Raw genomic sequence first — 14,662 nt, forward strand, 5'->3', positions numbered from 1 at the left:
GGAAGTTACTTTGACGAATCAGCATAACGGGATTAGGTTTGACATTTACGAGCGTGTGCATTTATCCGAAGGTGTGCTGGGTATCAAGGAACTGGAAGGGGTAGAGCTGACTCCTCACATTCAAGTGCTTCCACAAGGAGAACAAGCCGTGCTTCGCGGCAATTTGCTTTTGACGGGGACGTACGTCGATGAGCATGATCGGCCGGAACAGACGCTGCAGCATTTAATTCCGGTAGAAATTACGCTGCCGCTGAATCGTGTACAGCATGTCGAGGACATTGCCGTTGAAATCGAAAATTTCGACGTGGATTTGCTGTCGGAGCGAAGCTTGAATGTGACGGGAGTATTGTCGCTTGGAGGCATCGAGATCGTTTCGAGATCGGAATCCGAACCCTGGAGGGAAGCCGAAGAAGAGGTCGTGTTTATTCACGAGGTCTCGGAGCACCGTTCGGGAGTACAGGATGAATGGCCGTCGGCCATAAATTCCTCTGCAGAGGCCATCCCTCAAAGGGAACAAGCTCCGGCATCGGAGGTGCGGCAGGAGGCGGATGAGCCAATCAACCGGCACGAACCGGTTGCCAAAACCAGTGAACCGGTAAAGGAAGAAAAGCCGGTACAGGAGCCCAAAGCTGCGGAGACCGCCAAGCCGGAAGAAAAGCCGGTGCAGGATCTCAAAGCTGCGGAGGACGCCAAGACGGAAGACTTTGCCGCTGAAGCGGAGACCGATACGGATGAGAAAAAAGAATTGAAAGTCGCCGTGGGCAGCAAAAAAACGTCTGAAGCACCCGAATCCTCCACGGAGCCGGTCTACAAATCCTTTGGGCTGGCATCGCTGTTGAATTTTGCTTCCAAAAAATCGGATTCAAGGCCGCCGGAGGATGGACAGCCGACGCAGCAGGAGCTGTCGCCTTCCGAAAAAGCAGAATGGAAAAATTTGCTCCTTCATTCCGATCGCGAGCAGCAGCAATTCAAGAAGCTTCGGATGTGCATTGTGCAAAAGGAAGAAACGCTTGAAACGATTGCCAAACGCTATGATCTGAATCCGAGAGAAATCGCGCTCTACAACCGGCTCGGAGAAGGCGAATTAACGGAAGGACAAATTGTCTACATACCGAAATAAGGCTCAAAAATCCCCGATCCGGCCTAAACAGGCTTGAACGGGGATTTTTTTGGTTATACTTGTCTTAAGGCCAGTCTCAGAATAGGCGGGAGTAAAAACGGTTCTTGTATTGACTCTCACCTGATGATTGTTTATCATAGTACGCATAGATGCAGTAATAACGTTGAAAGGGAATAGTAGACAGCGAACCCTTCAGAGAGCGGAGCCGGCAAGAGGCTGGAAGGTTCCGCAGGACGTACCTGTTGAAGTCGCCCCGGAGTTGCCGAATTGAAAGCGAACCCTAGATTCGGCCGGTTACAGCCGTTATCTGTTTGAGTGCCGTATTTTGACCGGAGAGGACTCCGCGAGAATTTATGCCTAAGTACGGAATAAAGGTGGTACCACGGAAGCGAGAGCCTTTCGTCCTTTGCGGCGAAAGGTTTTTTGATGTGCTGCGGTGATGCGTTTATGCGAAAGATGCGTCCCTGCGACATATAGCCCCAACTGAATTCGAAAGCATATGGAGGTATTGCTGGTTATGGATGAAACAAAACAAGCGGCGGCGCCGGCTACGTCGATGCCGACAACGTACGATCCCAAAGAATCCGAGAAAAAATGGTATGATTACTGGCTGAAGGGCGGCTATTTTCAAGCGGGACAGCGTAAGGACGCGAAGCCTTACACGATCGTCATTCCGCCGCCGAACGTGACCGGTATGCTACATATCGGCCATGCGCTGGATTTTACGCTGCAGGACATCATGATTCGGACCAAACGGATGCAGGGCTATGACGCGTTATGGCTTCCGGGCTCCGATCATGCGGGAATCGCTACCCAAACGAAGGTGGAACAAAAGCTTCGCGAGGAAGGCGTGACGCGTTACGATCTCGGCCGGGAGAAATTCCTGGAGAAAGTATGGGAATGGAAGGAGCATTATGCCGGTACGATCCGTGAGCAGTGGGCCAAAATGGGCTTCTCGCTGGACTATTCCAGAGAACGGTTTACGCTGGACGCAGGATTGTCCAAGGCGGTGCGCGAAGTATTCGTGCGTCTATATGAAAAGGGCCTGATCTATCGCGGCAAATATATCATCAACTGGGACCCGGCCGCCCGTACGGCGCTATCGGATATTGAAGTGGAGTACAAAGAAGTGCAGGGTGCGCTCTACCATTTGAAATATCCGGTCAAAGACAGCGATGAATATATCGTCGTGGCGACGACGCGTCCGGAAACCATGCTGGGCGATACCGCGGTGGCGGTGCATCCGGAGGATGAGCGTTACAAGCACCTGATCGGAAAAACGCTTGTCCTGCCGATCATCGGAAGAGAAATTCCGATTATCGCCGACGAGTATGTGGAAAAAGAATTCGGAAGCGGCGCCGTCAAGATTACGCCGGCGCATGACCCGAACGATTTTGAGGTGGGCAAGCGCCACGATTTGCCGCAGGTGCTCGTGATGGACGAATCCGGCACCATGAATGCGAACGCGGGAAAATATCAGGGGCTCGACCGCTTCGATTGCCGCAAGCAAATCGTTGCCGATATGAAAGAGCTGGGTGTGCTGATCAAAATCGAAGAGCATGTGCATCAGGTCGGCCACAGCGAACGCAGCGGCGCCGTCGTGGAGCCATATTTGTCGACGCAGTGGTTTGTGAAAATGAAGCCGCTGGCGGAGCGTGCCGTAGAGGCCCAGAAATCCGCACAAGGCGTCCATTTTGTGCCGGACCGGTTTGAAAAAATCTATTTGCACTGGATCGAGAACGTGCGCGACTGGTGCATTTCGCGCCAACTTTGGTGGGGCCACCGGATTCCGGCGTGGTACTGCGGCGACTGCAGCGAGATCATCGTCTCCCGCGAAGATGCGACCGTGTGTCCGAAGTGCGGCGGCACACACCTAAAGCAGGATGAGGATGTGCTTGATACCTGGTTCAGCTCCGCGCTGTGGCCGTTTTCTACTCTCGGCTGGCCGGAACAAACGGAAGACATGAAGCGTTATTACCCGACGGACCTGCTGGTAACGGGCTACGATATTATTTATTTCTGGGTCGCCCGCATGATTTTCAGCGGACTGGAGTTCACGGACAGCATACCTTTCAAGGATGTGCTCATTCACGGTTTGGTGCGCGATGCGGAAGGGCGTAAAATGTCCAAATCGCTCGGCAACGGCGTTGACCCGCTTGAAGTCATTGAGAAATACGGCGCCGATGCGATGCGCTTTATGATTTCAACAGGCTCCACGCCGGGGCAGGATCTTCGCTTCCGTTGGGAGAAGGTAGAGCAGGCACGTAACTTTGCGAATAAAATTTGGAACGCATCGCGTTTTGCGCTGATGAATCTCGGAGATTTCAAAGTTTCCGATATCGATTTGAGCGGAGAACTGGGTACGGCGGACCGGTGGATACTGCACCGTTTGAACGAAACCGTGCGGGATGTGACGAGACTGATTGATGCGTATGAGTTCGGCGAAACGGGACGTCTGCTGTACAACTTCATTTGGGATGATCTGTGCGACTGGTATATCGAATTCAGCAAGCTGTCCTTGTACGGAAACGATGAGGCGGCCAAGAAGACGACGAAATCCGTACTCGCTTATGTGCTTGACCGGACTCAGCGCCTGATCCACCCGTTCATGCCGTTCATCAGCGAAGAGATCTGGCAGCATTTGCCGCATGAAGGCGAGACCATCACGCTGGCTGCCTGGCCGGCATTCGAAGCGCGCTTTGAGGCTCCGGAGGCTGTGCGCGAAATGGAGCTGCTGATGGATATCATCCGTACCGTCCGCAACATCCGCGCCGAAGTGAACGTGCCGATGAGCAAGAAGGTGGATTTGCTTGTGAAGCCGGCCGGCGCCGAATTCCTTGCTATCCTGCAGCGCAACGAAGAATATGTGCGCCGGTTCTGCAATACGTCATCTCTGGAAATCAATTTGGAGTTAACGTCTCCGGACAAAGCGATGACAGGAATTGTAACCGGAGCGGAGCTGTACTTGCCGCTGGCGGGCCTGATCGATATCGCTCAGGAAATCGCGCGGCTGGAAAAAGAACTCGGGACGCTTCATAACGAGGTGGCCCGCATCGAGAAAAAGCTGTCAAACCAAGGCTTTATAGCGAAGGCTCCGGCTAAAGTGATCGAAGAAGAAAAGGCAAAGCTTGCCGATTACGCCGATAAACGGGATAAAGTGAATGCCCGTCTGGCGGAGCTGAAAGGGTGAACTTGCGATGAGCGAAGACAGGCAATCTGCTCCGGCAGGATCGTTCCAGACGGCTAAAGAAGCGGTGGACTGGCTCGTAAGATACATTCCTCTGGCGGGCATCAAGCCGGGTTTGGAACGGATGGAGAAGCTCATGGAGCTGCTCGATTATCCGCATCGCCGGTTAAAATTTATCCATGTGGCCGGAACGAACGGCAAAGGCTCGGTATGCGCCTATCTGTCGGAAGTGATTCGCCAGTGCGGATACGATGTGGGGACCTTCACGTCCCCTTATATCGAGAGCTATAACGAGCGCATCCGAATCAATGGGCAGAACATATCCGACGAAGATCTGCTTCAGGTCATCAATAAAATCAAGCCCGTGGTCGACCAAGTGGCGGCAGAGTACGGGCAGCCCTCGATGTTCGAGATTTCCACCGTTGCGGCGATTGAATATTTTGCGCGTATGGCCTATCCCGATTTCGTCGTTTGGGAAACGGGCCTGGGCGGACGATTGGATTCGACCAATATCGTTACTCCGCTGGTTTCGGTGATCACCAACATCGGTTATGATCACATGGATTATTTGGGAGAAACGCTGGAACAAATCGCAGCGGAGAAAGCGGGCATCATCAAGTCCGGCGTTCCGGTCGTAAGTGCGGTGAAGCAGCCGGAGGTTGTGGATGTCATTGAGCGGAAGGCCAAAGAAAAGAACAGCAAGCTGTATTTGCTGGGGCGGGAATTCCGCTATGATACGGTCTCGTCAAAAGAAGATGAACAGACGTTTCACTTCCGGGGATTGTTCCGGGACATACCGGACGTGAAGATCTCTTTGAACGGGTTGCATCAAATCGAGAATGCATCCGTCACTCTGATGACGATTGAAGTCCTGCGTCAATATTATGCTTTCATTGTAGACGATGAGGATCTGTATCTCGCTATGAAACGGACGCAGTGGGCAGGACGTCTCGAAATGATATCTGCGAAACCGAGGATTTTGATCGACGGCGCGCACAATCCGGAGGGAGCCGAATCGCTGGCAAAAACGCTGAAAGAGACATATTCTTTTAAAAACCTCCATTTTGTCATGGGAATGCTCGATAACAAGAATCATTCCGGCTATTTTAGGCATATACTGCCAATAGTGGATACTCTCATCCTTACCGAGCCGGATTGGCATAAGAAGGCCTCGGCGGAATCGCTTGCCGGACTGGCTAGAGCTATGCTGCAAGAGCATGGCCGAAGTGACGTGGAAGTGATCGTGGAGCCTGACTGGAGGGCGGCGCTCGAGCGAGCCAAGGGCTTGGCGGAAGAGGACGACCTTACCGTCGTCTCGGGCACGTTATATTTGATAGGGGATGTTCGTTCCTGGATCAAGCATAAATCCGATTCTGAAAAAGGCTGGTGAGAACGCGAGTGAATACATCGGAGCACATCCATTTTATCGGCATCGGAGGCTACGGCATGAGCGCCATTGCCAAAGTGATGCTGGAAATGGGCTACCAAGTTTCGGGATCCGATTTGGCTCAGCAGGAGCTTACAGAGAAGCTGGCGGCCAAGGGGGCGCAGGTGTTCATTGGACACGAAGCGCAGAACGTGAAGGGAGCGGACGTCGTCGTATACTCTACGGCGCTGTCCAAAGATAACGTAGAAATGGTCGCGGCTGAAGAGCTGAACATCCCGATTTTGCACCGGGCTCAAATGCTGGCGAGACTGATGAATGCGAAGAAGGGCATTGCGGTAGCGGGAGCGCACGGAAAGACAACGACGTCATCCATGATTGCCCTGGTGCTGGAACGTTGCGGACAGGACCCGACCTTCATCATCGGCGGGGAAATCATGAACGTCGGAAGCAACGCCAAAGCGGGCAAGGGTGAATGGGTTGTCGCGGAAGCCGATGAAAGCGACGGTTCATTCCTGCAGTATCAGCCTTCCATCGCTTTGGTCAACAATATCGAGGCGGACCATCTTGAAAACTATGACGGCAACTTTGAAAATCTGAAATATGCCTATGCCCGGTTCTTAAGCCAGGTGAAGAAAGACGGCAAAGCGGTTGTTTGCAAGGATGATGTCTATTTGCGCGATATGATTCCGCAAATCAAGAGCAAGGTCATCACCTATGCGATCGAAACGGAAGCCGATGTGATGGCACGGAACATCTGTCTTGGCGACAGGAAGGTTACGTTTGAATTGGTGCGGGAGGGGAACGTGCTTGGTACGGTTCGTTTATCCGTGCCCGGCAAGCATAATGTGTATAATGCGATGGCTACGATCATTACCTGCATGGAAGCGGGTCTGACGTTCGAACAGGTAGCCGAAGCGATTACGGAATTCCGCGGAGCCAAGCGGCGGTTTCAGGTGCTTGGGGAAGTGGACGGCATTCTGGTCATCGATGATTATGCGCATCATCCAACTGAAATCGAAGCCACGATTCAAGCGGCCAAAGCGACGGGTAAACGCATTATCGCCGTTTTTCAGCCACAGAGATACACTCGTACGTATTTCCTGTTTGAGCAGTTCAGCCGGGCGTTCCCGGATGCCGACGAAGTGATCATCACGGACATCTATTCCCCGGCGGGGGAAAAGCAGATCGAAGGGATCAGCTCCGCCAATCTGGTGGAACTGATCCGTAAGAACAGCAACCCGAACGTGCGGTATATACCGACAAAGGAACAGGTGCAAAGCTATTTGTTCGATACCGTAAATCCGGGAGACCTGGTGCTGACCATGGGGGCAGGCGATATTTGGAAAGCGGCCGACGGTTTGGCCAAATCTCTTATGGAGCGTGCAAAGCAAAACTAAATTTGCAAAGCGAAGCCTTCGGTCCATCCTGCCGCGTGCAGGACGGTATGGTGCCGGAGGCTTCTTTATGTACAGTTCTATTTCCTCTTTAACTCTCATAGTCTAGTAATAAGATCATGGACAAGGGAGAGTTGACGCCGGTGAACAAAGCCAGGATGACGTTTCGTTTCAATGACCAAAAGCCGCGTGAGAAGCAGGAGCAAAGTGAACAGGGCGGTCGGCGCGATCAGCTTATGGAGCGGGAGAATAAGGAACAGGCAAAGGGGATTCCGATGAGTACAGAGGAATACCGTGTTATAGAAGAACGACCCGGGCAAGGGCCGGCAATGGGCAATGAGGAACGCAAACCTGTCGAGGTCAGACCTTTGAACGAATATACCACCGATTTTGGCGGCTGGCACAGCTCATTCGATACGGACACCTACCGGATTGAAGAGAGTATCCCGCCATCGGAGAAGTTGAGGGCCGATCCGGAATCGGGATACGTGGAACGGGAATGGAATCGGGGACGGGGGCAGACGCGGGAGTACAGGGCTTATAAGACCAAAGACTCATTCTACTATCCGAACCCGTCCGGCGGAAACTCATGGATGAAAATCGCCGCCTCGGTAACGGGGGCTGTCGTGACGGGCGTCGCTTTCGGTTTTTTGGTGCTCTCTATGTTCTCCGGAGACGTCTCCGACTACGGGAAGGTACAACCCGTGGGCGGGACGACAGCGCCGCAGCAGCAGGATAATGCCGCTGTACAGGATGGCAACAGCGGTGCAGCGAAAGCGCCGAATGCGGCCGTGAATGAAGCCGTGGCCGACTTGGCTGTCAACCTTCCTGCCAAAACATATTCTTTTCTGCAGGGAGGCGTCTTCAGTAGCTCCCAGAGTGCGGATTCGGCTGTAACCGATTTTCGCCAGAAGGGGCTTGCTGCGGTCAGCGATGCGGGGGAAAAGTTCCCTGTATACGTAGGCATGGCTCTGAGCCGGGATGAAGCGCTTGAGCTTACCCGGACGTTTCAGCAGAGACAGCTTGAGGTGATGATCAAGCCATTTGACATTCCGGCCGCAGCCAAAATCAAATGGAAAGGCAATCAGATCCATTTGTTTGAAAGCTATATGAGCCAGGGAAATGAGCTGGTACAGCAGATTGCATCGCAGACGGTCGTACAGCTGGGCAAAGAAAAACCGGAGGCGCTCGATCCGAAGGCGCTGCAGTCCATCAAAGCGACCCACCAGAGCTGGGCTGGCACGGCTTCGGCCGTCAGCGACGGTTTAGGGGAGGTTGGCCGGGCGTCGCTTCCCAAAATGAACAGCGCGCTCAATACCGCCGTAGTTTCGCTTGAGGAATATAATAAGAATCCGTCGCAGGCTCTCCTTTGGGAAGCTCAGTCCGCTTTAATGCAGTATCTCGTGGCCGAGAAGGCGCTGCTGAACAGCGCTTCGGTACAATAAAAAAAGCAAGCTCACCTCTGATTCGCCGTGACGAATGAAAGGTGAGCTTGTTTTATTCATGTACGATATGAAGAGCCGATTTACCGTCCGTTTTACCGTCAACCCCAAGCAGATACAAGGCACTGGCGTCCCTGATAGGGTTACTTGCGGCTTGCTATGTAGCGGTCGATCAGTGCGGCGGATTCGGCCCGTGTCATGGAGCGTTCAGGCTCAAATCGCTCTGCCGTTACACCGTCAATCCAGCCGGCCTGCTTCAACGCGGCTACCTCTCCCTCCGCCCAGTAACCTGCTGGTATGTCTTTGAACGGCCGCTGCGAGCCCGGCGCAAGCTCAATCAGCGGCAGCTTCGCGAGCCGCTGGAACAGCGCGGCCACCTCCGCCCGGGTCACGGGCTGGTCGGGCCGCAGCGTGCCGTCGGGGTAGCCCTCCAGCACGCCGGCCTTCACCGCCCTGTCCAGGTCGGCGAAGGCCCAATGCCCCGCGTTCACGTCGCGGAACGCGGCAGCCCCCTGCGCGGCGTCGCATCCGCCGTCGCGGTAGACGGCGCCGGCGACCGTGTCCTTGCCGCCGTCGCCGCAAGCGCCCCCTGCCGGCTTCGCCGCCGGCAGGTCGAATATGCGTCCGAGCAGCGTCATCCATTCCGCTCTCGTCAGCATGCGGTCCGGCTCGAAGTTCTTGCCGACGCCCTCCACCACGCCCTGCGCATTCAACCGCAGGATGGCTTCGCGCGCCCAGTGTCCCCGGGTGTCGGGGAACTGTATATTCGGCGGCAAATAAGCTTCAATGCCGCTGGCAATGCCCTGAGCCATGATTTGGCGCATCTGATTCGATGCCAGGAGAGCCGCATCCTCAGGGTTCGACAGGAACGCCGTCTCCACGAGGATGCTCGGAATGTTGCCCATACGTACGACATAGACCGCGCTCGGTACAATGCCCCGGTTTTCCAGCCCCGCCGTTTGGACGAGGGAGTTCAGCACCTTGGTCGCCAGCTCCCGGCTTTGAGGCGTAAGGGCCCTCATCTCGGGACTTGCAGGATAGCTCGATTGAGGATACGCATCGTCATAATAAAGCACCATCGCACCGCGCGTTCCGGGACTGGAGATCGAATTCGCGTGGATGGAAACAAACAAATCCGCATGCTGCGCCTTCGTAAAGTCGACCCGTTCCTTCAGGGTGAGATACACATCGGAATCCCTTGTCATCGTAACCTCGTATCCCCGCTGTATCAGGAGATCTCTCAGCTTGCGGGATATGTCCAGATTGACCGTTTTCTCCTGAAGACCGTTTACGCCAATGGCGCCGGGGTCACGGCCTCCGTGACCGGCATCGACGACAATTTTCGCGGCCATCGCCTGGCCGGGCAGCACCAGAAGACCCAGCGCCAAAATAGCGGTGCGCATCCACGGTTTTCGCAACGGCTTGCCTTTTTTTCTTACCATGATCCAAGTTCACCTTTTCTTCCGTAAGCAGATAGCATTCCTCATAATTCCTTTCCAGACAATACTCGTTCGTCGCCACGGACAAGTGTGATATAATAGCCAGTGGCATACATAGAAAATCAGATTAGTAATTTTTTCCCGAAAGAGGTATCCTACACTTGAAAAAGAATATGCTTACGCTCATTCTCTTCCTGATTGTCGGATTGGTTGCCGGAACGCTGGTCGGCCAGCTTCTTGCCCCATATCCGGGATTGTCGTTCCTGACCAAGTCGGTGCCGCTGAGCTGGCAGCCTAAAGCCGATCTGATTGTGATCCAATACGATCTGGATCTTCAGATCCGTCTGAATCTGATCAGCATTGCGGGCTTGGCGCTCGGATTCTGGGTGCATCGCAGGCTGTAGACAAGGAGCTGTCCGCTTCCGGTGAAGGAAGCGGATCGGCATGCGCGTTTCACATAGAGGATTCATCAGGCTTCATTCGTTTTTCCTTCATCCGTCATGTCCGGACAGCCGGGGATTTTCGGGGACAAACCACCATATAAAATTTCGAAACGAGGGAACGTTTTATGTCGATAACCACAACCAAAACGCTGATTCTGGCTTCCTCATCCCCGCGGCGGCAGGAGCTGATCCGCTCCTTGCAGCTGCCCTATCAAATCATCGCCAGCGACGCGGACGAAACGATAGAAGCGGGACTTGCGCCGGAACACATTGTGGAGCGGCTATCCGGTCGCAAAGCGTCGGCTGTATACGAACGTTGTAAAGCGGATCGTTCGGGGGTCAGGGACGGCATTATCATCGGTTCGGATACGATCGTCGTTTTGAACGGTGAAACGCTCGGCAAGCCAAAGGACGAAGAAGACGCTTTCCGCATGCTGAAGTCCCTGCAGGGAAGGGAGCACCATGTCTACAGCGGCGTGGCCTGCATCGATTTGCAGACCGGGGAGAGGCATGTAGACCATCAGCGGACGTCCGTTTGGATGAAGGCACTCACGGATGAACGAATTCGTCGTTATATCGCAACGGGAGAGCCAAAGGACAAAGCCGGAGCCTATGGCATTCAAGGACTCGGCGCTACCCTTGTGGAGAGAATCGAGGGCGATTATTTTACCGTCGTGGGTCTTCCGATGTCGCTGCTCTCCGATATGCTCGAACGTTTTTCTGTGGCTGTTTTTTGAGAGGGTGTCATGATATAATGGATGCTCGAACAAAGACTATATGAAAGAGGGGAATGCATGGAATCGCTCAATTATACATTGCGCGATGTCCCAAACGAAGAACGACCTAGAGAACGCATGATACAGTATGGGGCTCAAGCATTAAGCAACGCGGAGCTGCTTGCGATTTTGCTCAGAACGGGCACGTTTCAGGAATCGGCCGTCCATGTCGCGCATCGGTTATTGAAGGAAAGCGGCGGGCTGAGGAGCCTGACCGACATGAGCATCGAGCAGTTCACCCAAATCAAAGGGATCGGCGCGGCCAAAGCGCTGCAGATTCAAGCGGGCATCGAGCTGGGCCGCAGGCTTGCCCGAAGCGCCATGAACGAAACGGTTACGATTCGATCTCCGCAGGATGTGGCGTCAGTTTTGATGGAGGATATGCGTTATTTGCAAAAAGAGCATTTTGTTTGTCTGTTTCTGAATACCAAAAATCATGTGATCGGTCAGGAGACCGTATCGATGGGCAGTCTGAATGCGTCCATCGTTCATCCCCGCGAGGTGTTCCGCGCAGCCATTAAGCGCAGCAGCGCTTCCATTGTTTGCGCTCATAATCACCCGAGCGGCGATCCGACTCCGAGTCCGGAAGATGTCCAAATTACGAAGCGGCTTGTGCAAGCAGGCGACATCGTAGGGATCGATGTGCTGGATCACATCGTGATCGGCGATCAACGCTTCGTAAGTTTGAAGGAGCTTGGATTGATGTAATATAATAAGTAAGGCTTCTTGATCAAAGACGATTCGGCAAAGCTGCACGGAGGTTGCGGCGGGGGCTTTTCTGAAAGCATCAGAAAGCGAATCCCTCCGAATCTTATTTTGACGGTCAGAGGATTATAATGCCAAATCACGGAATTGGATGGGCTTATGTTGGGAATGACGCTTCATACTTAAGGCGGTACCTGAAATAAGCGGCTGAAAATCCGTTTTTTTAATCAAAATTGAAAACTAATTCCGCGGAATGCGCGTCTTTTAATAGAGAAGGGAGCACCAACCATGTTCGGAGGATTTACAAAAGATCTGGGGATTGACCTGGGGACGGCCAACACATTGGTTTATGTCAAAGGCAAAGGTATCGTCGTTCGCGAGCCTTCTGTCGTTGCACTTCGCACCGATACGAAAACCATCGAAGCGGTAGGCAACGACGCAAAGAAAATGATCGGGCGCACACCGGGCAACATTCGGGCCATCCGTCCGATGAAAGACGGTGTGATTGCCGATTTTGACACAACGGCGACGATGATCAAATATTTTATACGTCAAGCGCAAAAGCAGCGCTTTTTGTTTCAGCGTCACCCCAGCGTGATGGTGTGTGTTCCGTCCGGGATCACTGCAGTGGAAAAACGCGCGGTGGAGGATGCGACGCGGCAGGCCGGAGCCCGCGACGCCTATACGATCGAGGAGCCGTTCGCAGCGGCGATCGGCGCCGATTTGCCGGTATGGGAGCCGACCGGCAGCATGGTGGTCGATATTGGCGGCGGTACGACCGAGGTGGCCGTCATTTCCCTCGGAGGTATTGTCACAAGCCGTTCCATTCGTGTAGCCGGCGATGAGATGGACGAGGCGATTATTCAATATATCAAACGCACCTACAATTTGATGATCGGTGAGAGGACGTCGGAGCAAATCAAGGTGGAGATCGGTTCCGCGCTGCCGTTGGACCCGCCGCAGAGATTTGAAATCCGGGGCCGGGATCTGGTGACGGGGCTGCCCAAAACGATGTCCGTGACCTCGGATGAAATTACCGAAGCTCTTGCAGATACGGTGAACAGCATTGTGGATGCCGTAAAGATAACCCTTGAGAAATGTCCTCCGGAGCTTGCGGCCGACATCATGGATCGGGGTATTGTGCTCACGGGCGGCGGAGGCTTGCTTCGCAATCTGGACAAGCTGCTTTCCCGTGAAACGGGGATGCCTGTGCTGGTGGCCGACAATCCGCTCGATTGCGTTGCGATCGGCACAGGGAGGGCGCTTGACAACATTCACTTGTTCAAGACGAGGTCCGGTCCTGCCGTCAAAGCCCGGCGTTAAAAATTACAGCCTCTCGTATTGGAAGGTGTAAGCATTGAGATTAATGGGGAATAAGAGGCTGCTCTTGCTGATGCTGGGCCTGATTTGCTTTATTGTGCTGATGGGTCTTACGTCCGGGCAGCGAAATTATAATACATGGCCGGAAAAGTTTCTGAAGGATACCATTTCTTGGACCCAGGGACTGGTGTACAAGCCTGTCGGCGCCATCGTCGGGTTTTTTCAAAATATCGGACAGCTGCGTACCATCTATGAAGAAAATCAGGTGCTGCGTCAGACGTTGACCAAGTATGCCCGCGATACGACCCGATTGAACGACCTCGAGCAGCAGAACAAACGGCTGCAGGATGCTCTGGGTTTTACCGAACGGCAGAAGCAAATGAACGATTATAAATTCCGGATAGCCGAGGTCGTTTATTTCAATCAGGGCAATAAGATGATGACGGTCAATCTGGGCGAAAAGGACGGAATCCGGCCCAATATGGCCGTCATGTCGGTGGAGGGCCTGATCGGAAGGGTGGTCGGCGTATCTTCTTTTTATTCCGACGTACAGCTGCTTACCGGAATTGACGACAAAGCGGCGCTGGAGTCCAAAGCGATCTCCGTAACGGTGAAGGGCAAGGAGAACGAATCGTTCGGCTTCATTGAGACGTTCGATTCTGATTCGCAGACGCTGCTGATGACCAAGATTGATCCGAAGGATCCGATTCAGCCCGGCGATACGGTCATTACTTCGGGAAGAGGTCTGGTATTCCCGAGCGGCATCGAAGTAGGAAAGGTGGTCGAGAAAAAGCAAGGCGAATTCGGCATCACCTACGTGGCCAACATTCAGCCTTTCGCTTCGTTTAACCATCTTCGCGAAGTGTTCGTCGTAGAAGTGCCCGAGCTGGGTGAGTCGTCATGAATCATACGAAGCTTTGGTTGATTTTGGGCGGTCTGTTTTTACTTGAGAGCAGCCTGGTGCCTTGGTTGATTCCAACAGCCTGGCAAACGAAGGTATATGTCGTTCCGCACCTCCTGCTGGTCATTGTTCTATATATCGGGCTGTATGTTCATCGTCATACGGCACTTATGTTCGGACTTATTTTCGGTATGCTGCAGGATTTCATTCATTATTCACCCATGCTCGGCCCGGTTTCGTTCGGACTTGGTCTCTCCGGTTATTTGGCCGGTCTCCTGCAGGGCCGGGTGTATTCCAGCATCGTGATCAGCATGCTTGTGATCGGTATGGGAAATTTGTTTTACGATTCGGTCATATTCGGTTTGTATCGTTTGTTTCGCGTTATTCATACGGAGTTCCAGTGGGTATTCTTTTATCAAATGCTGCCGAGCATGCTGATTAACCTGCTGTTTGCGCTTGCTGTTTATGTTCCGATACGGAAGCTGTTTGAGGGACTTTCTTTAAAGCAGAGGAAAGAAGAATAATTTTCTGCGGAGGAGCAGGAGAAC

The 14,662-nt window shown here is 53.5% G+C and carries 12 protein-coding genes and 1 other annotated feature; of the genes, 11 read left to right on the forward strand and 1 reads right to left on the reverse strand.

Annotation, left to right across the window (positions count from 1 at the left end; translation table 11 throughout):
* Positions 1 to 10 precede the first annotated feature (10 nt).
* The 5 genes from BLT35_RS04730 (at position 11) to BLT35_RS04750 (ending at position 8,533) form a co-directional block, all read left to right on the forward strand.
* Complete coding sequence (locus BLT35_RS04730) at positions 11 to 1,120, forward strand: LysM peptidoglycan-binding domain-containing protein (protein WP_074727143.1); 1,110 nt, start codon at positions 11 to 13, stop codon at positions 1,118 to 1,120.
* 154 nt (positions 1,121 to 1,274) lie between these two features.
* Positions 1,275 to 1,530: a binding site (T-box leader), on the forward strand.
* A 107-nt stretch (positions 1,531 to 1,637) separates the two neighbouring features.
* Positions 1,638 to 4,310: a valine--tRNA ligase gene (locus BLT35_RS04735; RefSeq protein WP_074727144.1), complete on the forward strand. Its 2,673-nt coding sequence runs from the start codon at positions 1,638 to 1,640 to the stop codon at positions 4,308 to 4,310.
* Between the two features lie 7 nt (positions 4,311 to 4,317).
* Entirely contained in the window at positions 4,318 to 5,697 is a 1,380-nt protein-coding gene (locus tag BLT35_RS04740) for a bifunctional folylpolyglutamate synthase/dihydrofolate synthase (RefSeq protein ID WP_074727145.1), read from the forward strand.
* Positions 5,698 to 5,705: 8 nt separating this feature from the next.
* Positions 5,706 to 7,091 carry a UDP-N-acetylmuramate--L-alanine ligase gene (gene murC, locus BLT35_RS04745; RefSeq protein ID WP_074727146.1) on the forward strand — a complete coding sequence of 462 codons (1,386 nt, stop codon included), beginning with the start codon at positions 5,706 to 5,708 and terminating at the stop codon, positions 7,089 to 7,091.
* 140 nt (positions 7,092 to 7,231) lie between these two features.
* Complete coding sequence (locus tag BLT35_RS04750) at positions 7,232 to 8,533, forward strand: hypothetical protein (protein WP_074727147.1); 1,302 nt, start codon at positions 7,232 to 7,234, stop codon at positions 8,531 to 8,533.
* A 140-nt stretch (positions 8,534 to 8,673) separates the two neighbouring features.
* On the opposite strand, the gene BLT35_RS04755 is transcribed toward BLT35_RS04750, so the two are convergent.
* A complete protein-coding gene (locus BLT35_RS04755; protein ID WP_254777509.1) occupies positions 8,674 to 9,972 on the reverse strand; it encodes an N-acetylmuramoyl-L-alanine amidase in 1,299 nt (432 codons plus the stop codon).
* A 158-nt stretch (positions 9,973 to 10,130) separates the two neighbouring features.
* Here BLT35_RS04755 and BLT35_RS04760 point away from each other — a divergent pair, with 158 nt between their 5' ends.
* The 6 genes from BLT35_RS04760 (at position 10,131) to mreD (ending at position 14,638) form a co-directional block, all read left to right on the forward strand.
* On the forward strand, positions 10,131 to 10,373 hold the full coding sequence (locus tag BLT35_RS04760) for a DUF4321 domain-containing protein (protein ID WP_062409252.1): 243 nt from the start codon (positions 10,131 to 10,133) through the stop codon (positions 10,371 to 10,373).
* A 164-nt stretch (positions 10,374 to 10,537) separates the two neighbouring features.
* The gene (locus tag BLT35_RS04765; RefSeq protein ID WP_074727148.1) at positions 10,538 to 11,149 is read left to right on the forward strand and encodes a Maf family protein; all 612 of its coding nucleotides are present in this window, start codon (positions 10,538 to 10,540) and stop codon (positions 11,147 to 11,149) included.
* Positions 11,150 to 11,206: 57 nt separating this feature from the next.
* Positions 11,207 to 11,896, forward strand: a complete 690-nt coding sequence (radC, locus tag BLT35_RS04770) for a RadC family protein (protein ID WP_074727149.1) — start codon at positions 11,207 to 11,209, stop codon at positions 11,894 to 11,896.
* 285 nt (positions 11,897 to 12,181) lie between these two features.
* Entirely contained in the window at positions 12,182 to 13,216 is a 1,035-nt protein-coding gene (locus BLT35_RS04775; protein WP_054819697.1) for a rod shape-determining protein, read from the forward strand.
* 43 nt (positions 13,217 to 13,259) lie between these two features.
* Positions 13,260 to 14,117 (forward strand): rod shape-determining protein MreC, encoded by an 858-nt coding sequence (gene mreC, locus BLT35_RS04780; RefSeq protein ID WP_083351186.1) that lies wholly within the window; start codon positions 13,260 to 13,262, stop codon positions 14,115 to 14,117.
* Positions 14,114 to 14,638 carry a rod shape-determining protein MreD gene (gene mreD / locus BLT35_RS04785; RefSeq protein ID WP_074727151.1) on the forward strand — a complete coding sequence of 175 codons (525 nt, stop codon included), beginning with the start codon at positions 14,114 to 14,116 and terminating at the stop codon, positions 14,636 to 14,638. Before mreC ends, mreD begins: the two co-directional genes overlap by 4 nt.
* Positions 14,639 to 14,662: the final 24 nt, after the last annotated feature.

Source organism: Paenibacillus naphthalenovorans (genome assembly GCF_900099895.1).
Taxonomy (GTDB): domain Bacteria; phylum Bacillota; class Bacilli; order Paenibacillales; family NBRC-103111; genus Paenibacillus_G; species Paenibacillus_G naphthalenovorans.

Excerpts from the sequence above, each read along its gene's own strand:
- BLT35_RS04740 (WP_074727145.1), top strand. The coding sequence starts at position 4,318 with ATGAGCGAAGACAGGCAATCTGCTCCGGCAGGATCGTTCCAGACGGCT.
- BLT35_RS04765 (WP_074727148.1), top strand. The coding sequence starts at position 10,538 with ATGTCGATAACCACAACCAAAACGCTGATTCTGGCTTCCTCATCCCCG.
- BLT35_RS04755 (WP_254777509.1), bottom strand. The coding sequence starts at position 9,972 with ATGGTAAGAAAAAAAGGCAAGCCGTTGCGAAAACCGTGGATGCGCACC.
- BLT35_RS04735 (WP_074727144.1), top strand. The coding sequence starts at position 1,638 with ATGGATGAAACAAAACAAGCGGCGGCGCCGGCTACGTCGATGCCGACA.
- radC (WP_074727149.1), top strand. The coding sequence starts at position 11,207 with ATGGAATCGCTCAATTATACATTGCGCGATGTCCCAAACGAAGAACGA.
- mreC (WP_083351186.1), top strand. The coding sequence starts at position 13,260 with ATGGGGAATAAGAGGCTGCTCTTGCTGATGCTGGGCCTGATTTGCTTT.
- mreD (WP_074727151.1), top strand. The coding sequence starts at position 14,114 with ATGAATCATACGAAGCTTTGGTTGATTTTGGGCGGTCTGTTTTTACTT.
- BLT35_RS04775 (WP_054819697.1), top strand. The coding sequence starts at position 12,182 with ATGTTCGGAGGATTTACAAAAGATCTGGGGATTGACCTGGGGACGGCC.